Annotated in this window: 18 protein-coding genes, 4 tRNA genes and 1 pseudogene; 16 read left to right on the forward strand and 7 right to left on the reverse strand. The window is 45.9% G+C overall.

Annotation, left to right across the window (positions count from 1 at the left end; translation table 11 throughout):
• The first annotated feature begins 539 nt into the window (after positions 1-539).
• The gene (locus GOL65_RS16875) at positions 540-1,283 is read left to right on the forward strand and encodes an SDR family NAD(P)-dependent oxidoreductase (protein WP_140918292.1); all 744 of its coding nucleotides are present in this window, start codon (positions 540-542) and stop codon (positions 1,281-1,283) included.
• 89 nt (positions 1,284-1,372) lie between these two features.
• Here GOL65_RS16875 and GOL65_RS16880 read toward each other — a convergent pair whose 3' ends face one another.
• The 3 genes from GOL65_RS16880 to GOL65_RS16890 all read right to left on the reverse strand — a co-directional run bounded on the left by GOL65_RS16880 (position 1,373) and on the right by GOL65_RS16890 (position 5,714).
• A complete protein-coding gene (locus tag GOL65_RS16880) occupies positions 1,373-2,809 on the reverse strand; it encodes a 6-phospho-beta-glucosidase (protein WP_140918432.1) in 1,437 nt (478 codons plus the stop codon).
• 24 nt (positions 2,810-2,833) lie between these two features.
• Entirely contained in the window at positions 2,834-4,807 is a 1,974-nt protein-coding gene (locus tag GOL65_RS16885; protein ID WP_140918291.1) for a beta-glucoside-specific PTS transporter subunit IIABC, read from the reverse strand.
• A 172-nt stretch (positions 4,808-4,979) separates the two neighbouring features.
• On the reverse strand, positions 4,980-5,714 hold the full coding sequence (locus GOL65_RS16890) for a MurR/RpiR family transcriptional regulator (protein WP_140918290.1): 735 nt from the start codon (positions 5,712-5,714) through the stop codon (positions 4,980-4,982).
• A gap of 830 nt (positions 5,715-6,544) precedes the next feature.
• Here GOL65_RS16890 and GOL65_RS16895 point away from each other — a divergent pair.
• Positions 6,545-7,828, forward strand: coding sequence for a maltoporin (locus GOL65_RS16895; protein WP_140918289.1), 1,284 nt, complete (start codon positions 6,545-6,547; stop codon positions 7,826-7,828).
• A gap of 283 nt (positions 7,829-8,111) precedes the next feature.
• Positions 8,112-8,685 (forward strand): annotated as a pseudogene (locus GOL65_RS16900) (hypothetical protein).
• On the opposite strand, the gene GOL65_RS16905 reads toward GOL65_RS16900, so the two are convergent.
• Positions 8,682-9,569: a LysR family transcriptional regulator gene (locus GOL65_RS16905; protein WP_228723145.1), complete on the reverse strand. Its 888-nt coding sequence runs from the start codon at positions 9,567-9,569 to the stop codon at positions 8,682-8,684. The pseudogene GOL65_RS16900 and the gene GOL65_RS16905 overlap by 4 nt on opposite strands.
• 102 nt (positions 9,570-9,671) lie before the next feature.
• Here GOL65_RS16905 and GOL65_RS16910 point away from each other — a divergent pair, with 102 nt between their 5' ends.
• From GOL65_RS16910 to GOL65_RS16955, 10 genes are all read left to right on the forward strand, one after another.
• Entirely contained in the window at positions 9,672-10,859 is a 1,188-nt protein-coding gene (locus GOL65_RS16910; RefSeq protein ID WP_140918430.1) for an MFS transporter, read from the forward strand.
• 216 nt (positions 10,860-11,075) lie between these two features.
• Positions 11,076-11,564: a nicotinamide-nucleotide amidase gene (gene pncC / locus GOL65_RS16915; protein WP_140918288.1), complete on the forward strand. Its 489-nt coding sequence runs from the start codon at positions 11,076-11,078 to the stop codon at positions 11,562-11,564.
• Between the two features lie 105 nt (positions 11,565-11,669).
• On the forward strand, positions 11,670-12,725 hold the full coding sequence (recA, locus tag GOL65_RS16920) for a recombinase RecA (RefSeq protein WP_140918287.1): 1,056 nt from the start codon (positions 11,670-11,672) through the stop codon (positions 12,723-12,725).
• Between the two features lie 37 nt (positions 12,726-12,762).
• The gene (locus GOL65_RS16925; protein ID WP_179038465.1) at positions 12,763-13,215 is read left to right on the forward strand and encodes a regulatory protein RecX; all 453 of its coding nucleotides are present in this window, start codon (positions 12,763-12,765) and stop codon (positions 13,213-13,215) included.
• A gap of 139 nt (positions 13,216-13,354) precedes the next feature.
• Positions 13,355-15,982 carry an alanine--tRNA ligase gene (gene alaS / locus GOL65_RS16930; protein ID WP_140918285.1) on the forward strand — a complete coding sequence of 876 codons (2,628 nt, stop codon included), beginning with the start codon at positions 13,355-13,357 and terminating at the stop codon, positions 15,980-15,982.
• Between the two features lie 278 nt (positions 15,983-16,260).
• A complete protein-coding gene (gene csrA / locus GOL65_RS16935) occupies positions 16,261-16,446 on the forward strand; it encodes a carbon storage regulator CsrA (RefSeq protein WP_027275176.1) in 186 nt (61 codons plus the stop codon).
• A gap of 288 nt (positions 16,447-16,734) precedes the next feature.
• A tRNA-Ser gene (locus GOL65_RS16940) sits at positions 16,735-16,827 on the forward strand.
• 21 nt (positions 16,828-16,848) lie between these two features.
• Positions 16,849-16,925, forward strand: a tRNA-Arg gene (locus tag GOL65_RS16945).
• An 80-nt stretch (positions 16,926-17,005) separates the two neighbouring features.
• Positions 17,006-17,082: transfer RNA gene (locus GOL65_RS16950), tRNA-Arg, on the forward strand.
• Between the two features lie 80 nt (positions 17,083-17,162).
• Positions 17,163-17,239, forward strand: a tRNA-Arg gene (locus GOL65_RS16955).
• Between the two features lie 387 nt (positions 17,240-17,626).
• On the opposite strand, the gene malG is transcribed toward GOL65_RS16955, so the two are convergent.
• The 3 genes from malG to malE form a co-directional block, all read right to left on the reverse strand.
• The gene (malG, locus tag GOL65_RS16960) at positions 17,627-18,517 is read right to left on the reverse strand and encodes a maltose ABC transporter permease MalG (RefSeq protein WP_140918284.1); all 891 of its coding nucleotides are present in this window, start codon (positions 18,515-18,517) and stop codon (positions 17,627-17,629) included.
• Between the two features lie 14 nt (positions 18,518-18,531).
• Complete coding sequence (gene malF, locus GOL65_RS16965; protein ID WP_140918283.1) at positions 18,532-20,097, reverse strand: maltose ABC transporter permease MalF; 1,566 nt, start codon at positions 20,095-20,097, stop codon at positions 18,532-18,534.
• Positions 20,098-20,182: 85 nt separating this feature from the next.
• Positions 20,183-21,412: a maltose/maltodextrin ABC transporter substrate-binding protein MalE gene (gene malE / locus GOL65_RS16970; protein ID WP_228397327.1), complete on the reverse strand. Its 1,230-nt coding sequence runs from the start codon at positions 21,410-21,412 to the stop codon at positions 20,183-20,185.
• 423 nt (positions 21,413-21,835) lie between these two features.
• Between malE and malK the strand changes: the two genes are divergently transcribed.
• The 3 genes from malK to malM all read left to right on the forward strand — a co-directional run bounded on the left by malK (position 21,836) and on the right by malM (position 25,279).
• Positions 21,836-22,945, forward strand: a complete 1,110-nt coding sequence (malK, locus tag GOL65_RS16975; protein WP_130592003.1) for a maltose/maltodextrin ABC transporter ATP-binding protein MalK — start codon at positions 21,836-21,838, stop codon at positions 22,943-22,945.
• 41 nt (positions 22,946-22,986) lie between these two features.
• Entirely contained in the window at positions 22,987-24,252 is a 1,266-nt protein-coding gene (locus tag GOL65_RS16980) for a maltoporin (RefSeq protein ID WP_140918281.1), read from the forward strand.
• 100 nt (positions 24,253-24,352) lie between these two features.
• Complete coding sequence (gene malM / locus GOL65_RS16985; protein ID WP_140918280.1) at positions 24,353-25,279, forward strand: maltose operon protein MalM; 927 nt, start codon at positions 24,353-24,355, stop codon at positions 25,277-25,279.
• Positions 25,280-25,351 lie beyond the last annotated feature (72 nt).

Raw genomic sequence — 25,351 nt, forward strand, 5'->3', positions numbered from 1 at the left:
ACTTAGCATCTGTGGGCGTCGGGCCTAGATTCCCTAGGGGCACTTCGTTGGCTTACGCCAAGTCGACCCCAACGGAAATCTCTCCCTCCGTTTGATATCGCAATATTTAAAGCCTGTAATTTATATTGCAGGCTTTAAATATTTTTGCTGTTTGAGTAACAAAATTTATAACTATATGAGCCAAATTTCGATTGGTGGCAACGTTAAAATAGCTAATCGTTGGGAGGGACGGGTGTTGGGGTCGACTTGGCGCAAGCCAACGAAGCGCCCCTAACCCGGCCAGGCCCAACGCGCTCGGTAGTTAAGTACAAATTGTCTTCCGGCCGGGCACGGTGGCCATCGGCGTTCATAGCTTTTACGGCCGGAACATCCACCACAATAAAACTAGAATGAAAACACCCGTTTCCCCACCGCAATGTTTCTATATTGTGAATAAATTGTAATCAAATCCCTCTTTATGTGAAACATCCTCCCCGCCAAAGGCGTATCAATTAACAGGACAAAATAACGTTAATAAAACAGTTACAGGGGAGGTCAGTATGAGTTTTCAGGGGAAAGTCGCCATCGTCACCGGGGGTAGCAGCGGGATTGGTCTTGAAACCGTTAAGGCATTCGCTAAACGAGGTGCGTCTGTTGTGATCGCTGATATCAGCGACAGCGGCCAGAAAGTGGCGGAATCATTAAAGGCTGAAGGTTTGGATATTCTGTTTGTTAAAACCGATGTGACCAGTGAAAAAGATCAGGAAAATCTGATTCACCAAACCTTAAGTCATTTTAAACGTCTGGATATTCTGTTTGCTAACGCAGGTATAGCCAGAGATAACGCCATCGATATGCTAAGCCTTGATGACTGGCAGAAAACCATCGATATCAATTTAACTGGGGTATTTCTCAGCAATAAAACAGCCATTCGTCATTGGCTGGCGGAGAAGCAACAAGGGGTTATTGTTAACTGTGGTTCCATTCATAGCTTCGTCGGTAAAAAGCATGTTACCGCCTACGCCGCCGCTAAAGGTGGCGTTAAACTGCTAACGGAAACTCTGGCTGCGGACTATGCCGGTAAAGGTATTCGGGTCAACGCGGTTTGTCCTGGTTATATTGATACGCCATTGCTGAGCGCATTAACCTCTGAACAAAAAGATGCGCTGGTGAAATTGCACCCACAAGGCCGCCTTGGTCGTCCTGAAGAAGTGGCGAACGTAGTGATGTTTTTGGCTGGTGATAAAGCCACTTTTGTTAACGGTGCTTCGGTTCTGGTAGATGGTGGTTACACTGCACAGTAATTTGGTGTTGAAACGAACTTTCTGCGAACAGTAAATATCGCTGATTGGTGAAGAATACACACCAACCAGCGATATATTTTAGCGATGGGTTACAGGGTTTCGCCGTTACTGGCGATGACCTTACGGAACCAGTCAAAGCTGACTTTCTTCGAACGCTTCATGGTTCCACTGCCGTCATCATGCTTATCAACGTAGATAAAACCATAACGTTTGCTGTACTGCCCGGTAGTAAAGGAAACACAGTCGATACAGCCCCACGGAGTATATCCCATGACTTCAACGCCATCATAAGTAATCGCTTTTTTCATCTGCTCAATGTGGGCCTGCATATAAGCAATACGATAATCGTCGTTAATCTTGCCGTCGGCATCTGGCTTATCAATCGCACCAAAACCATTTTCCACAATAAACAGCGGTTTTTGATAACGTTCATACAGAATGTTTAATGAATAGCGCAGACCAACCGGGTCAATCTGCCATCCCCATTCAGAGGTTTTAACATAAGGATTCGGCACACTGCCCTCAAAGCCAGACAGAGCGCTACCGGTGCCTTTGGCATTAGCCTGTACCGCATTGCTCATGTAATAGCTCAGGCCAATGTAGTCAGCACAACCATCACGCAGTATCTGTGCATCCTGTGGTTCCATTGCAATATGAAAACCCTTACGCTCCCATTCACGTAATATATAGCTTGGGTAATAGCCGCGCATATGCACATCACTGAACAGAAAACGCTCATGCATGGCTTCCTGAGCATACATAACATCGTCCGGATTACAGGAATATGGATATAACGGAACGCAAGCAATCATACAGCCAATCTGGAATTCAGGATTAATGGCATGGCCTAACTTGACCACTGCTGCGCTGGCGACGAACTGGTGATGTAGCACCTGATACATCGCCTGCTCAGGATTGTCTTCCTGATTGAAAATTACACCTGAGCAACAGTAACCAAACAGCGGTATTTTATAGTTACGCTGATTGTTAATTTCGTTAAAGGTCATCCAGTACTTCACTTTGTGCTGATAACGACGCATCACCACTTCACTGTAGTGAATAAACAAATCAACGACTTTACGGTTTTTCCAGCCGCCATATTCGGTAACCAGATGCCAGGGCATCTCAAAGTGCGACAGGGTAATCACCGGCTGAATATTGTATTTCAACAGCTCATCAAACATGTCGTCGTAAAACTGCAGGCCAGCTTCGTTTGGCTGTAACTCATCACCTTTAGGGAAGATGCGTGACCAGGCGATAGAGGTGCGAAAACATTTAAAGCCCATCTCGGCAAACAGTGCAATGTCTTGCTTATAGTGGGAATAGAAATCCACCGCCTGATGGTTAGGGTAGAGATAGCCATCAATGATGCCGTCAGTAATGACCCGGTCTACGCCATGTCGTCCGCCGGTCAGAACGTCAGCGATGCTGATCCCTTTACCGCCCTGATCCCAGCCACCTTCAACCTGGTGGGCTGCAACGGCGCCTCCCCATAAAAAATCTTTGGGTAATTGATGTTGTTTCATATTTTGCATCTCTCTTAGTCCTTACTATCTGGTAACCGTAATCAGTTCATCACCGCTATTCACATCATGATGTTGTGGGTTAATCATCGAGAACTCTTCCGAGTTGGTTACCACAATCACTGTCGTCGCATCGATATTCTGTGAGGCCAGATAAGCCATATCAAATTCAATCAGCAACTGACCTTGTTCTACTTCATCACCTTCAGCTACCAGCGCGTTGAAGCCTTTTCCTGCCAGTTTTACCGTATCGAATCCCACATGAATTAATAAGTCGATACCTGACTCTGAGCGTAGACCAATAGCGTGCTGAGAGGGGAGAACGGTTTCTACCCGCCCGCTGAACGGCGCATAAACTTTGCCTTCTTGTGGAACAATGGCTACCCCCTGACCCAACAGGCCGCTGGAGAAAGCTTCATCTTTCACCTCGGAAAGCTCAATGGCGGTTCCTTTTAGCGGACTGGTGATTGGCGCACTTTCACCGGCAGCCAGCAGTTGAGAACTATCATCTTCTGACCGATCCTGAACTTCATCGTCCTCTTTAAATCCTGCCAGCCAGGTAAATACTGCTCCGAGTACAAAGGCAACGGTAATGGATAATAAGAAACCGAGGAACTGAGGCATATGACCAGTCTTAAAAAACACCGGTAAAACCGCAATGCCCGGCAGACAGTAACTCCAGGAGACGGCATTAAACCAGCCTGCAATAGCACCACCGATGGCCCCAGCCAGACAGCCGCACAGCATCGGGCGCTTCAATCGCAAAGCCACGCCGTAGATAGCTGGTTCAGTGATACCAAACAGGCCAGTAATTCCGGCAGAAAGGGCGACTCGCTTCATTTCGCTATTTCTGGATTTCAGATAAACACCCAGTACCGCGCCAGCCATCGCAAATACCGGAGAGGCTTGCAGACCGGTGAAAGTGTCATAACCCAATGTGGCGTAGTTACCTACGGTAACCGGTGTAATCCCCCAGTGTACGCCAAGCGTAACCAGCGGCATCCACATGGCTCCAACCACAAAACCGGCAATAGAAGGATTAAGGTGATAAAGGTAGTTATAGACGTTACCAATACCACCACCGATAGCGTTACCAATTGGGCCAAACACCAACAGCGTTAGCGGAACCATAATGGCAATACAGAACATCGGCGTGAACAGGTTACGGATAACCAGCGGCAGCAAGCGCTCAAAGAAGCGCTGAACGTATGACATCGCCCAGACCATCAGAATGATGGGAATAACCGCGGCGGTATAGCTCAGGTACTGCACCGGAATGCCAAAAAAGTCCAGATTTGGCGCAGTAACCGGGATACCGGCTAACTGGGTCAATACGGTTGCCATTTCGGGATTGCTCAGCGCTTCCTGCATTAGCTTATGAATGGCAGGATCGGCTGAGTTCAGCGTGGCGATTTTATTGGCCGTCAGCATATTCATATAATCGGGACATACCAGCGCACAGGCAGAAATCACGGCGGTAAATGGATTGACGTTGAATTTTTTTGCTGCGGTAAAGGCCACCATTACTGGCAGGAAGGTAAAACCGGTCCAGGAAACGAAGTTGAGTATGCGGTAAGTACCGCTGGCCGGATCCATCACTTCAATAGCGCTCAGGAAGGAGATAATCCCCTGTAATATCCCACAGGCGGCTAATGGATAGATAAAGGGTACAAAGATACTGGAGATAATATCCATCAGTCGGCTAACTATCCCAACCTTTGGCCCTCCGGTAGCGCTGGCTTTTTCATCTATGTGAATCAGCTTCATGACTTCCTGATAAGCATCACCAACATGGTTACCGATAACCACCTGTAACTGACCACTGGATTCAAGAACGGTAATAACGCCTTTTACCCGACTTAACGTTGTTTTATTTACCTTAGAAAAATCCTTTAAAATAAACCGTAAACGAGTTGCGCAATGTGTGAGATTAATCACGTTCTCATCGCCACCAATTAACTTTACAATTTCCTTTGCCGATTGGGCATAATCAATTGCCATTATATATTCTCCTGCCATCAGGTACGAATAACCTTTGATACACTCTCGTGTTTCGCCAGATTATATGAGGATTTATTATTCTGTTTCCTGAAGCCTAGCAAAAAGAAATAGAATGTCACGATATAACAATTTGCTAAAAAAGTAATTTGTTACACAGATAAAACAAGCTGTTTTATTTTTTAAGATAGGTTTTGGCTAAATGATTTCCAATTGCTTCCAGCATATAAATAACCGGAACCTGAGTAGTAATATTATATTCACCGGATATTAAAGTTTGGGGCATATGATAAGAAAGATTAAAGTCAGCCATTCTGGCTAAAGAAGAGGTTTCGCTATTGGTGATACTAATTATTTTGCAATGATGCAAACTAAATTGACTTGCCAGACGCAGTATTTCCGGTGTTTCTCCCGAAACAGAAAGAATGATAGCAATGGCATTTTTAAACATATCGCTACTAATAGGATAGTAGGGATCGTCAATATAGTTACTGAACTTACCCACGTTAGAAAAGAAACGGGCACCGTACTTGCCTAATGAACCAGAGGTTCCGGCACCAACAAACACAATGCGTTCCGCATTGATAATTTGAATAACTGCTTGATTAATCAGCTCATCAAACTCTTCATTGTTGATACTTTTAAAAAAACTGAGGATTTCACTGACGCCAAAATTAACCGGTTGATGAACTTCTTGCTCAAGATAGAGTTTAAAGCGAATACGAAACTCCGAATAACCATCGCACCCCATCTTTTTGCAAAAGCGTAGTACCGTGGTGGTGGAAACTTCCGCCGCATCAGCCAGTTCACGGATAGTCATGTACATCACTTTATCTTTATTCTTAATGGTATAGTTATAAACGATGAGTTCCAGGCCATTAAGATTTGCTATTGCGGTGTGTGTAAACATAGATAAACCCGTGTATTAAGTGCGTTATAAGCCATAAACACAATAGCAGATTTTAGCTTTGATAACATACCTGAACATCACATAACCATCAGAAATATAGCGAATAAGTACGGACTATAATCAATGATTTTATGTAATTAACTCTAAGCCAGTAATGGTTTGGTCAATGGCTGATGGCGTTGCTTTTTGATTATCAATAAATGAAATGGGCGTATTAATTTTATCGACCTATCTATATCTTGTGAGGTGATTCACAAGATCGGAAATTGATTATCAGGCTAAATAAGCGATATTTATTTTATATGGTGAAATCAAATAAATAAAAATATGTTAAATAACAAAGGTATTTTCATTTTAAACGTTATTTAAAACACCCTGTTTTACCCATGTGACAAGTTACAAATAAATAAAATATTACATGTGAATAATGCGAGTGACAGCTTTAAAAGTTTTATGCTAGCCTCTGCCGTAAATAAAACTTATCTATTCGAGCTATTTATATTTCCCACTAAATAAATAGCTAATTAATATTTATTTACTCAAGTAAATTTATAAGGATGGCGTCTATTCTGGAAATATAAATCTGCTGATATCACCTGAGTAATATTTAAATTGATCAATACTAACGCATATTAATGATTAATGTGTGTGGGGTGAGCTCGTTTCATCGTATAGGTCGGGTTTATTTATTGCGGAAATATCCTGTCTGATTTTGTCGCCGAAGTGACGTTATACCAACAAAGAAGGTTCTGCCATCGCTGGTGATGGATGTAATGAACCCGAAATAACTATGCGCTGCCGTTTGAGTGGCGATACAAGGAGAACAGACAATGGCAGGATTTAACCGGTTACCTCTTTCACTGACCATCGCCGCGGGGTTGTTTACTACTCAGGCACTGGCGGTAGATTTTCATGGCTATGCCCGTTCTGGTATTGGCTGGACAGGCAGCGGTGGCGAGCAGCAGTGCTTTAAAGCGACAGGAGCTCAAAGCAAATATCGTTTGGGTAACGAATGTGAAACCTATGCAGAACTTAAACTGGGGCAAGAACTGTGGACAGAGGGCGACAAAAGTTTCTACTTTGATACTAACGTAGCCTATTCCATCGATCAGTCTAACGATTGGGAAACCACCTCACCGGCATTCGTAGAGGCTAACGTCAAAGGTAAGAATTTGATCGAATGGCTACCTGGTTCAACGCTGTGGGCGGGAAAACGATTCTATCAGCGCCATGATGTGCACATGATCGACTTTTACTATTGGGATATTTCTGGTCCTGGCGCTGGTTTGGAAAATATCGATCTGGGCTTTGGTAAGTTGTCACTGGCGGCCAGTCGAAACACCGAATCAGGTGGCTCTCAGGCCTGGATTATGGGCGAGAAAGATGAAATCCCTACCGCTAATGATGTGTTCGATGTGCGTCTGGCCGGTCTGGAGACTAACAGTAATGGCACTCTGGAGCTGGGTTTCGACTATGGTCGGGCCAACGCTCGTGATGGCTATTCACTGGATAACAATGCTTCGAAAGACGGCATGATGTTTACTGCGGAACATACGCAAAGCATGTTTGGCGGCTTCAATAAGTTTGTGGTTCAGTATGCCACTGACGCAATGACTTCCTCTAATACCAATACGGTCAACAAAGGGCATGCAGAAGGTGCCAGCGTAAATAATGACGGCAGTATGGTGCGTATTCTTGATCATGGTGCCATTCAAATGGGTAACGACTGGGACATGATGTATGTTGCCATGTATCAGGATACCGATCTGGATAATCAAACCGGTTCAACCTGGTACACCGTAGGGGTTCGTCCAATGTATAAGTGGACGCCAACCATGAGTTCACTGCTGGAAGTAGGCTACGATAACGTCAAGTCACAGCGCACCAGTGAACGTAACAGCCAATATAAAGTGACACTTGCCCAGCAATGGCAGGCGGGAAGCAGTATCTGGTCTCGCCCGGCTATTCGTGTATTTGCAACTTATGCCAACTGGGATGAGAAGTGGGGTTATGACAACAGTGGTAATGCCTATAAAGATACCAAAAGCATCAGCTACAGCCGTGGTAATGATGATGAAGTTACCTTCGGCGTTCAGTTTGAAGCCTGGTGGTAATTAACTGTTGTGTATGGCCTGCAACCATCGTTACAGGCCTGTATTTTTACGACATCGAATCCTTATGTTCCAACATGGTGAGAAAAAGCTTCATTGGTAGTATTAGGACGAAAGGGTAAGCGCCTTTTTCGACTGTTTCCCTGATTGGGGTGTGCGCCAGACATGGGCGCACTTTTTTTATCTGAACATTCTCATCTTAAATGATTTGTTGCAGACCAACAGATTAACGCACTGATTTTGTTGTATCATCAACCTATGGCTGACGGTCAGTGAAGAGGTGGCAATGCACAACTTACCAACGGAAAATACCCCGGAAAAACATCAATTATCTGAATCAGAGATTCATCAACACTATGTGACTCTACAGGCACGTTTGCAAAGTGATGCGCCATTAACCCTGTTACATATTGGTAGCCAAAAGACGTTGGTGTTTTCTGGCGTCAAAGATCGGTTGATACCGCTTCAGATATTAAATATTGGTAGTGATAAAACCGCCGCAGATTACTTTCATCATCAACCACCTACTCCGGATGAAATGGAAAATGCCATTATGGCGGTCGAAGATGAAGTGATCCGTATTCGAGCAGCTATACCCGAAGGGGCACAGCTCTGTACTAACGATTTATCTATTCGGGATATTGCATTAATCGCGGGTCTGGCAGAACAACCTGAGCTCACTATGTCTCTGGACACCATGGAGCGCACTTTCGATCGTCTGGCCGCGGTGATGCTGGGCAGACCTGCTGCTTCAGAAGGTATTCCTGGAGAGATATAGCTTTGCCGCGCGTTTGCTGATATTACGAGAGTTTATGCACCATTTAGGTTTTCCTGATATCACTATTGTGACAAAAGACTAAAGGGTTAAGCGCTGTTCAATAAAGTCGATAAATAGCTTTATGCGACTGGAAAGAGCGGTATTGCGATAATAGACCGCCTGCACCACTTCCCTAGGGTGCGGGCTTTGCATTTGCTCTGCTAAAATCACCACCAGGTCTCCTTTTTCAATATCCCGTTGAACCATAAAGTTAGATAAACAGGCAATGCCATTACCTTCCAGACAGAGCTGACGTAATACTTCGCCATTGCTGACGGCAATATCTGGTGTGATATTAATCCCGCTACCTACCGACCAATTGTTTAAAGCGGAAGGGGGGATAAATCCCAACAAGTGATGAGACAGCAACTGCTGGGGCGTTTCGGGAACACCGGATAACTGTAAATATTCAGGGCTGGCTACCAGCCAGAGTTTTGAATGGCCTAAAACGCGGGCATGCAGGGTGGAATCTTCCAGTTTACCAATGCGAATAGCCAGATCGGTGCGTTTTTCCAGCAAGTTAATGATGCCATCGCTGGCACTCAGCTCAATATCAATGAGCGGATAACGTTGCGAAAAATCCTTAATATGCGGTGTTATCTGGTGAAGAATAAAGGGGCTGGCGGAGTCAATACGTAAGCGTCCGGACGGTTTTTCATGGCGAATCTTCAGCCACTCTTCGGCTTCGGACAATTTCTCTAATCCCACTCTGACCTTTTCAATAAACAGGCTTCCTTCTTCCGTTAATTCTACCCGTCGGGTTGTGCGGGAAAACAGGGTGGTATTTAACTGTTTTTCCACTCTGGCAACAGCGCGGGAGACTTTAGCAACCTGAATATCTAATTGTTCTGCTGCGGCAGAAAAACCACCGGAGTCAGCAACCGCAATCAGGATAGTCAAATCGTCAGAATGAGTGATTATTGTCATAATTGATAAAATCTTTTGCTTTTAGTGATGTTTATTGAAAAAGAATCTATCAGCACAATGGCGTCAGTCAAGTCAATCTGAGGAACTTTTTCCATGTCAAAAATGCCGCTTGCCTTATGGGCGCTGACCCTGAGTGCATTTGCTATTGGTACTACAGAATTTGTTATTGTTGGTCTGATTCCAACCATCGCCGGTGATTTACAGGTATCACTACCATCTGCGGGGCTTTTGGTCAGCCTGTATGCGTTAGGGGTTGCCGTTGGTGCTCCGGTATTAACTGCACTGACCGGACGCTGGAAGCGCAAAAAAGTATTGTTGGCTCTGATGGGGCTGTTTATTGCCGGTAATCTGCTGGCATGGAATTCCCCCGGTTATGAAACCTTAATTGCCGCACGTATTCTTACCGGATTAGCGCATGGCGTTTTCTTCTCTATTGGTTCTACCATTGCTACCGGACTGGTTGCCAAAGATAAAGAGGCCAGTGCTATCGCTCTGATGTTTACCGGATTAACCGTTGCACTGGTTACCGGGGTTCCTTTAGGTACCTGGATTGGTCAACATTTTGGCTGGCGGGCAACTTTCCTGGTGGTCTCTGTTCTGGGTATTATTGCCCTGTTGGGGAGTGCTGTTCTGATCCCTGCCGATTTGAAACAGGCTGCTCCGGCAAAACTGTCTGCCCAGCTTAAGGTGTTAACTCAGCCACGTCTGTTATTGGTTTATGGTATTACCGCAGTAGGTTATGGCGGTACCTTTATTGCCTTCACTTTTTTAGCGCCTATTTTACAGCAAGTGTCTGGTTTTCAGGCGGGTTCAGTTGCCGGGATCATGCTGGTCTATGGTGTCTCTGTCACCATTGGGAATATTTGGGGCGGTAAACTGGCGGATAGTATGGGGCCTGTTCGCGCACTGAATATCATTTTTGCTGCTCTGGCATTAGTACTGTTTGTCTTTACCTTTACTGCAAACAGTCAGATTGGTGCGCTATTAACGGTATTTGTTTGGGGAGCCTTTGCTTTTGGTAATGTTCCCGGATTACAAGTCTATGTTGTTCAACTGGCGAAGAAATACACTCCGGATGCAGTTGATGTGGCATCTGGTCTGAATATTGCCGCTTTTAATATCGGTATTGCTATTGGTGCCTGGTTGGGTGGACATGTAGTGGCAGACATGGGATTAATGGATACCCCATGGATTGGCGGACTCATCGTAATATTGGCTCTGGCAATGACACGCTTATCAGGTTTTCTGGATAACCGCAGCACAACGCAAGCAGCGGCCTGTCAAATTTAATGCAGCAGAAAGAATTTATTAACTGAATTAAAATCGACAACGATTCAATAGATTAAAAACTGGAAGAGGTTTCGCATATTAATACCGGCAGGTTTGATTCCCTGCCAGCAGTTCAGATATGGTAATCTTCTGTAGGGCAAACAAAGCCTGAGACCTCTGTTCTCAGGCTTTGTTGCGAATAGCCCATATTAAGGTAATTAGCGCAGGAGAGGATCCATCTTGAACACCAGAACATGTGAGTTGAGTCAGCGGATAGGCCAACACCTTGCAGCTACAGGCCAGTGGATCACTTGCGCTGAGTCTTGCACCGGAGGTTTGATTGCGGCTTATTTTACTGAGATAGCAGGGAGTTCAGCCTATTTCGACCGCGGTTTTGTCACTTACAGTAATCTGGCTAAACAGCAGTTACTGGGAGTTAATCAACAGACGCTATCCCAATGGGGAGCCGTTAGTGAACAAACGGTGAGAGAAATGGCAACCGGTGCGCTAAAGGCGGCTGGTGCCGATATCGCTATTTCGGTTAGCGGTATTGCCGGACCCGACGGTGGCAGTGCTGAAAAGCCCGTTGGTACCGTTTGGTTTGGCTGGGCGAATCGGGAGGGGCTGGTGATTGCCCGCAAAAGGCGCTTTAATGGCAACCGCCACCAGGTCCGTCAACAGGCGGTAGAATATGCCCTGACGGTGGTACTGGAAAAATTTATTTAAAACTGACTTGATACTGTATGATTATACAGTATAATCATTTCATCGCTTTAGAGATAAAGTCTCGTATTACTTTATGACCACATTTGATAACCACGGAGCCGCATAATGGATGACAACAAACAAAGAGCGCTTGCCGCCGCATTAGGACAGATTGAAAAGCAGTTTGGTAAGGGTTCTATCATGCGTTTGGGTGACACTCAATCTCTTGATGTTGAGTCTGTTTCCACCGGCTCCCTGAGCCTGGATGTTGCACTGGGCATTGGTGGTTTACCAATGGGCCGCGTTGTTGAAATCTTCGGGCCAGAATCTTCCGGTAAAACTACACTAACCCTGTCTGTTATTGCTCAGGCGCAAAGAGAAGGCAAAACCTGTGCCTTTATCGATGCTGAACATGCTCTGGACCCTATTTATGCCGCCAAACTGGGTGTGCAGGTTGATGATTTACTGATATCTCAACCAGACACCGGTGAGCAAGCGTTGGAGATTTGTGACGCGTTAGTTCGTTCAGGTGCTGTTGACGTTATCATCATTGACTCCGTTGCTGCGTTAACACCAAAAGCTGAAATCGAAGGCGAAATGGGTGATTCTCACGTTGGTCTGCAGGCTCGTTTAATGTCTCAGGCACTTCGTAAGTTAACCGGTAATATTAAGAATGCTAAATGTCTGGTGATCTTCATTAACCAGATTCGTATGAAAATTGGCGTTATGTTTGGTAACCCTGAAACCACCACCGGTGGTAACGCGTTGAAATTCTACTCTTCTGTTCGTCTGGATATTCGCCGTGTAGGTGCAATTAAAGATGGTGAAGAAGTCGTAGGTAACGAAACGCGCGTTAAAGTGGTGAAAAATAAAATTTCTGCACCATTCCGTCAGGCAGATTTCCAAATTCTGTACGGCAGCGGTATCTCTAAAGAGAGCGAGCTGATCGATTTAGGCGTTAAACATAAGCTGGTTGATAAATCTGGCGCATGGTATGCCTATAACGGTGACAAAATTGGTCAGGGTAAAGCAAATTCAATGAAATTCCTGCAGGAAAACCCGGCGATTTCTAACGACCTGGAAAAACGCCTGCGTGATTTATTGCTGACTGCTAACCCGTTTGTACCAGCAGGCGCAGATGCTGAAGATGATGCTGAACTGCCAGAAGGCGAAGAGTTTTAATCTCAGCCGTAAGTTTAAGCTATAGAGTTGATTAGCTATGAAATCACTATTACCACGAGCCATGCGGTTATTAGCCCAGCGTGATTATAGTGAACAAGAGATGCGCCGTAAGCTTGCGGCGCACTCTCCTTTTGATCGTACCGCAGAAAAAGAACCCATCGATCAAGCCATTGAATATTGCCATCAGTACAACTGGCTTAATGATGCGGAATACTCTCGTAAATTTATTCTCAGCCGCAGCCATAAAGGCTATGGTCGCCAGCGCATTCAATCGGAGCTACAGCAAAAGGGCATCGATCGGGACGATATTTCCCGAGCCATGCAAGAGTGTGAAATTGACTGGTATGAGAAGGCTAAAAAAGTCGCCACTCAACGTTTTGGTGACGATATTCCAACCGACTGGAAAGGACGCTCAAAAATGCAGCGTTATCTGGCCTATCGTGGATTTGCTCAGGACGAAATTCAATCAGTTTTCAGCGATTCTGAATAATAAATCCTCTGCTGATTTACTTCCCATCAAAGAAATTTTATCTTATGGCTACTTTTAATTCGTAAAACAGGCCGTTTACTTCCTTTTTTCGTGCTTAACTTACGTATCGCCTTCATTTTAGCCAGATATTGGAAATTATATGAGCAAGAGCACCGCTGAGATCCGTCAAGCGTTTCTCGATTTCTTTAATAGTAAAGGGCACCAGGTTGTCGACAGCAGCTCTTTAGTGCCACATAACGATCCAACACTCCTGTTTACCAACGCAGGAATGAACCAGTTTAAGGACGTATTCCTTGGACTGGACAAGCGTGCCTACACTCGGGCAACGACTTCTCAGCGCTGTGTGCGCGCCGGTGGTAAACATAATGACTTAGAAAACGTAGGTTATACCGCTCGCCACCACACCTTCTTTGAAATGCTGGGCAACTTCAGCTTTGGTGACTACTTTAAGCACGACGCTATCAATTTTGCCTGGGAGCTACTTACCGGCGCTCAATGGTTTAACCTGCCAAAAGAGAAACTGTGGGTAACCGTGTACGCAACGGACGATGAAGCTTACGAAATCTGGGAAAAAGAGATCGGCATTCCTCGTGAAAGAATTATCCGTATTGGCGATAACAAAGGTGCAGCTTACGCGTCAGATAACTTCTGGCAGATGGGCGATACTGGCCCTTGTGGTCCATGTACTGAGATCTTCTTTGATCATGGCGATCACATCTGGGGTGGACCTCCGGGTTCACCAGAAGAAGATGGCGACCGCTATATTGAGATCTGGAATATCGTATTTATGCAGTTCAACCGTCAAACCGACGGTACCATGCAGCCACTACCGAAGCCTTCGGTTGATACCGGCATGGGCTTAGAACGTATTGCTGCTGTTTTACAACATGTTAATTCTAACTACGATATCGATCTGTTTCGTACTCTGATTGAGGCCGCGGCTAAAGAAACTAAAGCCACTGATTTAACCAGCAAGTCTTTACGGGTTATTGCTGACCATATTCGTTCTTGTGCTTTCCTGATTTCCGACGGCGTAGTGCCATCGAATGAAGGTAGAGGCTATGTATTACGCCGTATTATCCGCCGTGCTGTACGTCATGGGCATATGCTGGGCGCTACAGAAACCTTCTTCTATAAGTTAGTGACTCCATTAATTAGCGTCATGGGTAATGCTGCTGATGAACTGCGTCGTCAGCAGTCTATGGTTGAACAAACGCTGAAAACGGAAGAAGAGCAGTTTGCCCGCACTCTGGAGCGTGGTTTGACGCTACTGGATGAAGAGCTGAGTAAGCTGACCGGGGATACACTGGCAGGTGAAACCGCATTCCGTCTATACGACACCTTTGGCTTCCCACTGGATTTAACGGCTGACGTTTGCCGTGAACGTAATATTAAAGTTGATGAAGTCGGTTTTGAAAAAGCGATGGAAGAACAGCGCCGTCGTGCTCGTGAATCCAGCGGTTTTAGCGCTGACTACAGTAAGTTAATTCGTGTTGACGGTGAAACCTGCTTTAGTGGCTATGAGCGTCTGGAGCAATCATCAAAAGTTATCGCACTGTTTGTTGCCGGTAATGAAGTTAAAGAAATTAAGAGCGGTCAGGAAGCGGTAGTGGTGCTCGACAGTACACCGTTCTATGGCGAATCTGGTGGTCAGGTTGGCGATCAGGGTATGCTGAAATCAGCGAATAGCACCTTTGATGTGCTGGATACCCAAAAATATGGTCAGGCAATTGGCCATGTTGGTCGTTTGGCTCAGGGTGAACTGAAAGTAGGTGACAGCGTTGATGCCGTAGTGGATAGCGTACGTCGCGGACGCATTCGTCTTAACCACTCAGCAACTCACTTGTTGCATGCTGCATTACGCCAGATTTTAGGTGAGCACGTTGCTCAGAAAGGTTCTCTGGTTAATGACAACTATCTGCGTTTTGACTTCTCTCACCCTGAAGCAATGAAGCCAGAGCAGATTCGTGCCGTTGAAGATTTAGTTAATCAGCAAATTCGCCGTAATTTGCAGGTAGAAACTAATATTATGGATTTGGAAGATGCCCGGGCTAAAGGCGCTATGGCGTTATTTGGTGAGAAGTACGATGATAAAGTTCGCGTACTTTCCATGGGTGACTTCTCAACCGAATTGTGTGGTGGTACTCATACTGAAGCCACCGGTAATATTGGTCTGTTCCGTATTACTTCTGAATCAGGTATTGCAGCCGGCGTGCGCCGTATTGAAGCGGTTACCGGTGAAAACGCTATTGTTTCTATGCATCAGCAAAGTGATGTGCTGAGTGAAGTGGCATCATTGGTTAAAGGTGACAGCAACAGTCTGATCGAAAAAGTGAAGAGCTTACTGGAACACGCCAAAGGCGTTGAGAAAGAGCTTCAACAGTTGAAAGACCAACTGGCAGCTCAGGAGAGCTCATCGCTGGTCAGCAAAGCGGTTGACGTGAAAGGGGTTAAGCTACTGGTTAGCAACCTGCAAAACGTAGAACCAAAAATGTTGCGTACCATGGTTGATGATATTAAGAATCAACTGGGCTCAGGCATTATTGTATTGGCAACAGTACATGATGATAAAGTCAGTTTGATTGCTGGTGTTACCAAAGATCTGGTTGATAGAGTAAAAGCAGGCGATCTGATTAGCCCTGTTGCTCAGTTAGTGGGTGGTAAAGGCGGTGGTCGTCCTGATATGGCCCAGGCGGGCGGTACAGACGTGTCTGCATTACCCGCTGCGCTGGCAACGGTTGAAAGTTGGGTTGCGGCTAAACTATAAAATAAGCAATTCCGCAGGTTTGTATGATTATTCACTTTTGTCATATTGGAACCTGCGGGATTGTCTGATATTTTTAGTTGGAACAAATTAGTACAAAATTACAAAAGTTAGCTAAACTTAGGCATATACGTGTTCTTATCTTGATTATTGGCTGAATGAGTCAGTGATGCTAGTTAATCTATCGGATTTATAGCTTACGTTCTTAGGGCATATCATGGATAATGGGCAGGATGCACAAAGAGATGCAATGGTCTGTTTAATCTGTCAAGGAGCAAAGAATGCTTATTCTAACTCGTAGAGTTGGTGAGACGCTGATGATTGGTGATGAAGTAACCGTTACTGTTCTGGGCGTAAAAGGTAATCAAGTTCGTATTGGTGTTAACGCACCGAAAGAAGTATCTGTTCATCGTGAAGAGATCTACCAGCGAATTCAGGCTGAAAAGTCACAACAATCGACTTTTTAACCAATCAACGCGCCTTACTTGCGGTTATCGAAAGTAAGGCGCGTTGCTTTTTGCTAAATTCCTCCGTTTTTTTGTTATTACATTTTTTTATATTCTTGTTTTACCCCTTGGTTTTAGCCACAAAAGCCGGATTTTTTGCTGGCAAAATGTTCGTGTTGTTTGCTTAGTGCACAAACGAACCTAATGAACGAAAAAGTATTTGACTTATAAGTCCGGGAAAGTAATATGTGCGCCACGCAGTCTTGATAAACATTTTAAACGTTTAGCAAACTGTAGATAGTAAAACACGGTGAGGTGGCCGAGAGGCTGAAGGCGCTCCCCTGCTAAGGGAGTATGCGGTCAAAAGCTGCATCGAGGGTTCGAATCCCTCCCTCACCGCCATTTACTACATTGTTAGAATCTGCACCCGTAGCTCAGCTGGATAGAGTACTCGGCTACGAACCGAGCGGTCAGAGGTTCGAATCCTCTCGGGTGCACCATATTTTACAGTGTTGTTTTAGTAACAGCATTCGTATCAAAAACAGATAGCATCGTAATATCTGTTTCAAAGAATCAAAGAGCACTCGTAGCTCAGCTGGATAGAGTACTCGGCTACGAACCGAGCGGTCAGAGGTTCGGATCCTCTCGGGTGCACCATACTTTACATTGTTGTTTTAATAACAGCGTTTGTAACAAAAACAGATGCCGTCGTAGTGTTTGTTTCAAAGAATCAAAGAGCACCCGTAGCTCAGCTGGATAGAGTACTCGGCTACGAACCGAGCGGTCAGAGGTTCGAATCCTCTCGGGTGCACCATCTTGAAGTTTACAGATACCGAAAGGTATCTTTTTTTATGTCTGAAATTTGATATCTCCCCATCTTCTATTGGTTTTTCCACATTTTATCTGCTGATTCACAATGTTATTTCTATCCCTGTATGACAAGATAATCATACTGATGTGTTGGGATGGTCATAGCATCTGTGGGGAAAATACCGCACCAGAAACCCCTGACGGGCTTTTTCTCTGTATGACTTATCCTGATGAACTAATGCTGAAATTATCGCTTAAACGGGATTACAGAGCGTTATATCAGTCTGGTAATAACATCGAAGTATCTTATCGAGATTTACCAATAAAAAAGCGGTCTGTAAGACCGCTGAAGTGAGACAAAGACAACAATGAGGGATGTAGCTTAAAAACACTATCCTTTTACGCCACCTGCCGTCAGACCACTGACTAACCAACGCTGGGCCAACAGGAAGACAACGGTAATAGGGATAGCGGACAACACGGCGGCAGCAGCAAAATCGCCCCACAGATAGTTTTGTGGATTGAGGTACTGCTGCATTCCTACTGCCAGCGTATAACTGTTCACATCGCGTAACAGCAATGACGCTACTGGTACTTCGGTAATGGCAGCAATAAACGATAAAATAAACACCACGGCCAGAATTGGCGCCGACAATGGCAGCAGAACTAAACGGAAAGCCTGCCATGGGGTAGCCCCATCTAATGCAGCCGCTTCTTCCAGGCTACCATCAATGGTTTCGAAATAGCCTTTAATGGTCCATACATGTAGGGCGATTCCACCCAGATAGGCAAAGATGACTCCGCCATGGGTGTTGAGTCCCAACATAGGAACATATTGTCCCAGACGGTCAAACAACGCATATAACGCCACTAAAGAGAGGACTGCCGGGAACATCTGAAAGATCAGCATGCTTTTTAGCAGCGTGCTTTTACCGCGAAAGCGCATACGGGCAAAAGCATAGGCACAGGTAGTCGACAGGGCCACAATGCCGATTGATGTAATCACCGCTATTTTGACCGAGTTCCATAACCACAATAGAACCGGGAAGGGCGGTGGCGTCACTTTACCGTTAGCGTCGGTGATGCTGAACCCCAGCGCCAGTTTCCAGTGCTCCCAAGAGATTTGTTCAGGGATCAAGCTGCCGGTAGCAAAGTTACCTGAACGCAAAGAAATCGCGATCACCATCAGTAGTGGAAACATAATCAGCGCAATAAAACACAGCAGCAGAAGATGGGTAAGACCGATACGTAATCGCTGAGATTTAGGTTGAACCATTGCCATATTATTCTCTCTCCTTAATCAAAGTTCATACGTGATGCTTTGAGGTTGATAACCGCCAGCGCACCCACCAGTAAAAAAATCAGGGTGGCTATAGCAGCCGCCAGGCCAAAGTTTTGCCCACCGCTGCCTTCAAATGCCATACGGTAAGTGAAGCTAACCAGTAAGTCGGTATAACCCGCTGGCGTGGTGGTGCCTATCCGGTCAGGACCACCGTTGGTAAGCAACTGGATTAATACGAAGTTATTAAAGTTAAACGCGAAGCTGGCAATCATCAGCGGCGTTAACGGCTTAATTAATAATGGAAAAGTGATACGGAAAAAGTTCTGGAACAGGTTTGCCCCATCCATTGCTGAAGCTTCATATAAATCATCAGGAATAGTTTTCAGCAGCCCCATACACAAAATCATCATATAGGGATAGCCCAGCCAGATATTGACGATCACAATCATGCTGCGGGCCATGGTTGGATCATTAAACCAGGCCGGTTTGATGCCAAATAGTGCCTCCAGCATCATATTGATCTCACCAAAGCTTTGGTTGAACAACCCTTTAAAGATCAGAATCGAGATAAAAGAGGGAACGGCATAAGGCAGAATTAATAGTACCCGATAAATGGCACGGCCTTTCAACGACTCCCACTGGACAACACAAGCTAATACCATGCCTACGGCTACGGTAAACACGACGGTCAGCAGTGAGAAAGCGATAGTCCAGATAAAAATAGAGATAAAGGGTTTTTGAATGCCTTCATCAAACATGACGGTCAGGAAGTTTTTCCAGCCGACAGTAACGGTAAAACCAGGGCTCAGTACTTCGGTTTGCCACTGTCCCTGAGCATCTATGGCCTGATAAAAGCCGGTGTCTTCATTAGGTAGGTAGCGAACGCCGGTTTGCTGGTTGAGTAGAGTTTTTTGGTCCTCTGCCAGCACATACAGCGATTGAATTTCAGAAAACTGGCGCAGTGAACTCATGCGCAATACTCTTTCTTCTGGCAGTTGAACTGATAACGTTCCGAGCTGCTTGTTGTTCTGAATAACAACACGTAAAGGTGCGGCTTCTTCTGTTGGTGCCGCGGTGGCTTTTTCTACTTTCAGGGTCAGAGGTGGTTCATTGAGATCGAAAGGCTCAGAGAGCAACATCTCATTTTGTGTATCATTCAGGAACAGACGCCATTTTTGACCTTCCGGATAGAGTGAAAAGTTATAGGCATGTCCGGAAGTAAACTGATTTTGCAGTAATACAGATTGAGCACGTTCAAAGGTTAGTTGGTTGACGCTGCTGTAGTTAGTAAAGGCAATAGCGATGGTACAGGCTAAAGGAAACAGGACAAACAGTCCCATTCCCGCCAGACCCGGATACACATAGCGCCAGGCATAAGTGCGTGGGTTAGCAAACACATACAGGCCCAAACCCACCAGTATCAGTGTCAGAATGGCAAACAGATATTCGCCCTGAGCATACATCAGCACCACCAGATAGCATGCAAACAACGCGAAGAGTGTAATGACCAGCCATTTCAGGCCGTTACCCAGGCTAAACCCTTTGTTTCCTTGTGGTAATTCGGTTTGAATAACAGACATGACGAACTCCTTTAGGTGGCCCGGGATACTATAAAAATCCGGTGATTAGCAGCGACGCAGTCATCTGCGCCGCTGTTTTACTGATTTACTTGGTAATACGGGTTTCAACATCTTTTAATGCGGCAGGAACAGTCTGACGGCCATGAATAGCATTCAGAATAGCGCTACGTTCGGCATACCAGAATCCACTCATTTGTGGAATGTTTGGCATGATTTCACCTTTTTGCGCATTGTTCATGGTGGCGGCGATGCGTGGATCTTTTTCCAGTTTTTCCTGATAAGATTTCAGCGCCACGGCACCCAGCATTTTATCGTTATTAACCAGCGTTAATCCTTCATCAGTCAGCAGGTAGTTTTCCAGGAATTCTTTTGCCAGATCTTTGTTTGGACTGGCGGTATTAATCCCGGCAGACAGTACACCAACAAATGGTTTAGATGGCTGACCCTTAAAGCTTGGTAACATAGTTACACCATAATTCACTTTAGCTTTGTCCAGGTTGCCCCATGACCATGGGCCATTGATGGTCATCGCGGTATCGCCCTTAATGAAGGCGGCTTCAGCCACGGAGTAATCGGTATCCGGGCTGATATGTTTGTTTTTGACCAGATCTACCAGGAACTGTAATCCAGCTTGTGCACCGGGATTATTTACCCCAACGTTTTTCACGTTATAGTGGCCGTTCTCCAGCTTGAAGGCATAGCCGCCGTCAGCAGCAATAAGTGGCCAGGTGAAGTAGGGTTCTTGCAGGTTCCACATAATGGCGCTTTTACCTTTAGCGCGCAGTTTGGTATCCAGTGCGGTAACTTCTTCCCAGGTTTTTGGTGGCTCTGGCAGTAAGTCTTTGTTGTAGATCAGCGATAAGGATTCTACTGCGATTGGGTAACCAATCAGTTTGCCTTTATAACGCAGCGCATCCCAGGTGAATGGTGCAACTTTGTCCTGCAGGGCTTTAGATGGGGTTACTTCTGCCAACAGGCCTGATTCAGCATAACCGCCAAAACGGTCGTGAGCCCAGAAAATGATGTCAGGGCCATCGCCTGTTGCGGCAACTTGAGGATATTTCTCTTCCATCTTATCCGGGTGTTCAACAGTAACGCTGATACCGGTATCTTTTTCAAATTTCTTCCCGACTTCAGCCAGACCGTTGTATCCTTTATCACCATTGATCCAGATAACCAGTTTGCCTTGTTCAATTTTGGCCATTGCCGAGCTGGAGAGGCAAAGTGCCACCAGAGCAGATAGGGTTGCCACCTTAGAAACCGCCAGTGGACGTTGGGTATGACGACGTGCAGCTTTTAGTATACGGAACATCATAGTTATCCTTCTTTCAATTTAGTCAGGTAGTCCGGATAGCAATCGGTATTCGGTTGCCAGGGCAAAGACATTTACACAGTGACTATGTTGCAGCCTTGAGTGAATAAAACACATCCTCCTCTTTTCTATGCCCTCCAACACCTTTGTGTGATGTGCGTTGCAATTACAACGCGTTTTGTGCGCCTTATCACATAAAATTCATGATTAATTTGTGAGTAAATTTACAATCTTTCGTTCATCGAGGGGGAAATCATCTCCCCTGTGTTTCTCTCATCCTCCCACCTCCTCCCCCCTCCTCCCCCCATAAAAAACCTTTCGGTGGATGATTTGTGCTTGCGATTTTTTATGCAATATCGCAGCCATACCAATTTATCGGTTGGTCGAGTATGACCACAGAAACCGACAAACAGAGAGGAGCTAATTATGGCCAATGTCACGCTAAGCAATGTAAGTAAGGCGTTCGGTGATGTTGTCATTTCCAGGGACATTAATCTTGAAATCGATGATGGTGAGTTCGTCGTATTTGTAGGCCCGTCAGGCTGTGGCAAATCTACTCTGCTGCGCATGATTGCCGGACTGGAAGATATCACCTCCGGCGAACTGACCATCAACGGTAAAAGAATGAATGAGGTGCCACCGGCACAGCGTGGAATCGGGATGGTTTTCCAGTCTTATGCGCTGTATCCCCATCTTTCTGTGGCAGACAACATGTCTTTTGGCCTGAAACTGGCTAAAGCACCTAAAAGCGAAATTAAGCACCGGGTCGCTCAGGTTGCAGAAATGCTGCAACTGGGTCATATGCTGGAACGTCGACCAAAAGAACTATCGGGAGGTCAACGTCAGCGTGTGGCGATTGGCCGTACTCTGGTGGCCGAGCCGGAAGTCTTTCTACTGGATGAACCGCTTTCTAACCTGGATGCCGCTTTGCGCGTTCAGATGCGTATCGAAATTTCCCGTCTGCACAACCGCCTGAAGCGCACCATGATTTACGTTACGCACGATCAGGTAGAGGCGATGACGCTGGCGGACAAAATAGTGGTGCTGGATGCCGGACGTATTGCTCAGGTGGGTAAACCGCTGGAGCTGTACCACTACCCGGCAAATCGCTTTGTGGCTGGGTTTATTGGTTCACCAAAAATGAATTTCTTGCCGGTAAAAGTCACCGCAACAGCCATTGAACAAGTACAAATTGCATTACCAAACGGGCAGTTGGTTTGGCTGCCGGTAGACAGTCATGGAGTTCAGGTGGGGACCAATATGTCTCTGGGGATCCGGCCTGAACATTTAACAACCAGTGAGATTGCAGATGTCACGCTGGAGGGAGAAGTACAGGTAGTAGAGCAGTTAGGCAATGAAACACAGATCCATATCCAAATTCCGTCGATCGGACAAAACCTGATTTACCGTCAGAACGACGTTGTTCTGGTAAAAGAAGGCTCCACCTTTGCCATTGGTTTACCGCCACAACGCTGTCATCTATTTCACAGCGATGGCAGGGCCTGTCAACGGTTACACAGAGAGCTGGGCGTTTAAATAAACATATAGCCACCTGGTGGCATCATAGGAGAACTACGATGGTCGTGTCCCGCAAGTTACAACTTTCTTTAGCCGTTGCAGCAGGAGTTTTTGCAACTCAGGCACTGGCTGTTGATTTTCATGGTTATGCTCGTTCTGGTATTGGCTGGTCAGGAGATGGTGGTGACCAACAATGTTTCCAGTCTACGGGCGCACAAAGTAAGTACCGTTTAGGTAACGAATGTGAAACCTACGCAGAACTGAAATTAGGGCAGCAGTTATGGCAAGAAGGCGATAAGAAGTTTTATCTGGACACCAACGTTGCCTACTCAATCGATCAGGCAAACGACTGGGAATCAACCGATCCGGCATTCCGTGAAATTAACGTGAAAGGTGAAAACCTGATCGACTGGTTGCCAGGTTCAACCATGTGGGCCGGTAAGCGTTTCTACCAGCGTCACGATGTTCATATGATCGACTTTTACTACTGGGATATTTCTGGTCCGGGAGCAGGTCTGGAAAATATCGATCTGGGCTTTGGTAAATTGTCGATGGCAGTTACGCGTGATACCGAATCAGGTGGTTCTCACGGCTGGATTGACGGACAGGCGGATGAGATCCCTACCTCTAACGACGTGTTTGACATTCGTTTAGCCAACCTGAATACCAACCCGGATGGCGTACTGGAGCTGGGTGTTGATTATGGTCGTGCCAATGCTCGTGATGGTTATTCTTTAGCTGATGACGCTTCGAAGGATGGCGCGATGTTTACCGCTGAACATACACAAAGTATGTTAGGTGGCTTTAACAAGTTTGTAGTTCAATATGCAACAGATTCAATGACTTCCTGGAACTCTGGTCACTCACAGGGTGCCAGCGTAAATAACAATGGTAGTATGGTCCGCGTATTGGATCACGGTGCCATTTCTCTGGCACAGGATTGGGATCTGATGTACGTAGCTATGTATCAGGACACCGATCTTGATAACAACAATGGCTCAACCTGGTATACCGTTGGTGTACGTCCAATGTATAAATGGACACCAATTATGAGCACATTGTTGGAAGCAGGCTATGATAATGTGAAGGCTCAGAACACTGGCGATCGTAACAGCCAGTATAAAATTACTCTGGCACAACAATGGCAAGCAGGTAACAGCATTTGGTCTCGTCCGGCCATCCGCGTATTTGGTACCTATGCAAATTGGGATGAGAAGTGGGGATATAACGACGGTGTTGCAACTAATGATACCTCGACTAAAACCTACAGCCGTGGAAATGACGATGAGTTCTCCTTCGGCGTTCAATTCGAAGCCTGGTGGTAATAACATCTGATGTCCCAATGACAGGCGTGAATGATTTATTATTTAGCGCCTGTCATTTTTCTGTTGTATGAGTATTTTGCTACTTTCAGAGGGAAAAATAATGAATAACAAATATCTGGCCTTATGTTTAGCTCTGGCACTTGGCAGCGGCATGGTCGGTCAGGCTCAGGCGGTATCGCTGTTCAGTGATAGCGTTCAGGCCCCGGAGAGCGTGACAACCGCTCCTACACTTTCTGGCAGTAAGCTGCAGCAGTTGCCATGGCAGCCGCTGGTTCCACCTACATCCCAAACGATTAAACTGGATGCAAGCTCACCTCAACTATCTCAGGGTGACATTCGCGGAGCAGTAGCCACCATTGCATTGCCCGCTAATCGCGGTACTTTGGAAATAACCTTATCCAGCCTGGTAGACAACAAAAGCGTTTATGCACCTAACGTTTTAGTGTTGGACGAGCAAATGCGTCCGGCTGCGTATTATCCCAGCGAGCGATTTGCTTATGCGGGTCCGGAGGTTATGGATACTGACCGCCTGCAAGGCACATTACGCCTGACTCCGGCTTTAGGCCAACAGCAGATCTATATGCTGGTGTACACCACCAATAAAGACCTGCAACAGACCACCAAATTAACAGCTCCGGCCAAAGCTTATGCTAAAGGCGTGGGGAATGCGGTACCGGATATTCCGGACCCAATTGCTCAGCACAGTGAGCAGGGCACACTGAAAGTTGTTGTGAAATCCGATCAGCAAAACGGCAACGTAATGATTGGCCAGTTGATGCCAACTTCTTCGTCGGATACCGCAGCAACAGCCGTTATTCCTGCGCCAGCGGCAGCACCGGTAGCGAAGCCTCATGCCGCGCCGGAAAAAGTACTGACGGATACCGAAGAGTACTTTAACCAGAGTATTCGCACAGCGGTGAAGCAGGGTGATATTGATAAAGCGCTGAAGCTGCTGGATGAAGCGGAGAGATTGGGATCGACGACGGCGAGAGAGACGTTTGTTGGGAGTATGAAGAGTAAGAAGTAATTTGAATTAGGTTTAGAGAAGGTTTCGCCTGTAAATAATGTGTCGTTTGCTCGGCTACTATGTGGTGGTCGG

Source organism: Limnobaculum xujianqingii, assembly GCF_013394855.1.
Lineage (GTDB): Bacteria > Pseudomonadota > Gammaproteobacteria > Enterobacterales > Enterobacteriaceae > Limnobaculum > Limnobaculum xujianqingii.

Excerpts from the sequence above, each read along its gene's own strand:
- GOL65_RS16925 (WP_179038465.1), top strand. The coding sequence starts at position 12,763 with ATGAAATCACTATTACCACGAGCCATGCGGTTATTAGCCCAGCGTGAT.
- GOL65_RS16875 (WP_140918292.1), top strand. The coding sequence starts at position 540 with ATGAGTTTTCAGGGGAAAGTCGCCATCGTCACCGGGGGTAGCAGCGGG.
- malG (WP_140918284.1), bottom strand. The coding sequence starts at position 18,517 with ATGGCAATGGTTCAACCTAAATCTCAGCGATTACGTATCGGTCTTACC.
- GOL65_RS16890 (WP_140918290.1), bottom strand. The coding sequence starts at position 5,714 with ATGTTTACACACACCGCAATAGCAAATCTTAATGGCCTGGAACTCATC.
- GOL65_RS16910 (WP_140918430.1), top strand. The coding sequence starts at position 9,672 with ATGCCGCTTGCCTTATGGGCGCTGACCCTGAGTGCATTTGCTATTGGT.
- malK (WP_130592003.1), top strand. The coding sequence starts at position 21,836 with ATGGCCAATGTCACGCTAAGCAATGTAAGTAAGGCGTTCGGTGATGTT.
- GOL65_RS16885 (WP_140918291.1), bottom strand. The coding sequence starts at position 4,807 with ATGGCAATTGATTATGCCCAATCGGCAAAGGAAATTGTAAAGTTAATT.
- malF (WP_140918283.1), bottom strand. The coding sequence starts at position 20,097 with ATGTCTGTTATTCAAACCGAATTACCACAAGGAAACAAAGGGTTTAGC.
- malM (WP_140918280.1), top strand. The coding sequence starts at position 24,353 with ATGAATAACAAATATCTGGCCTTATGTTTAGCTCTGGCACTTGGCAGC.
- GOL65_RS16980 (WP_140918281.1), top strand. The coding sequence starts at position 22,987 with ATGGTCGTGTCCCGCAAGTTACAACTTTCTTTAGCCGTTGCAGCAGGA.
- alaS (WP_140918285.1), top strand. The coding sequence starts at position 13,355 with ATGAGCAAGAGCACCGCTGAGATCCGTCAAGCGTTTCTCGATTTCTTT.
- malE (WP_228397327.1), bottom strand. The coding sequence starts at position 21,412 with ATGATGTTCCGTATACTAAAAGCTGCACGTCGTCATACCCAACGTCCA.
- GOL65_RS16905 (WP_228723145.1), bottom strand. The coding sequence starts at position 9,569 with ATGACAATAATCACTCATTCTGACGATTTGACTATCCTGATTGCGGTT.
- recA (WP_140918287.1), top strand. The coding sequence starts at position 11,670 with ATGGATGACAACAAACAAAGAGCGCTTGCCGCCGCATTAGGACAGATT.
- csrA (WP_027275176.1), top strand. The coding sequence starts at position 16,261 with ATGCTTATTCTAACTCGTAGAGTTGGTGAGACGCTGATGATTGGTGAT.
- GOL65_RS16880 (WP_140918432.1), bottom strand. The coding sequence starts at position 2,809 with ATGAAACAACATCAATTACCCAAAGATTTTTTATGGGGAGGCGCCGTT.
- GOL65_RS16895 (WP_140918289.1), top strand. The coding sequence starts at position 6,545 with ATGGCAGGATTTAACCGGTTACCTCTTTCACTGACCATCGCCGCGGGG.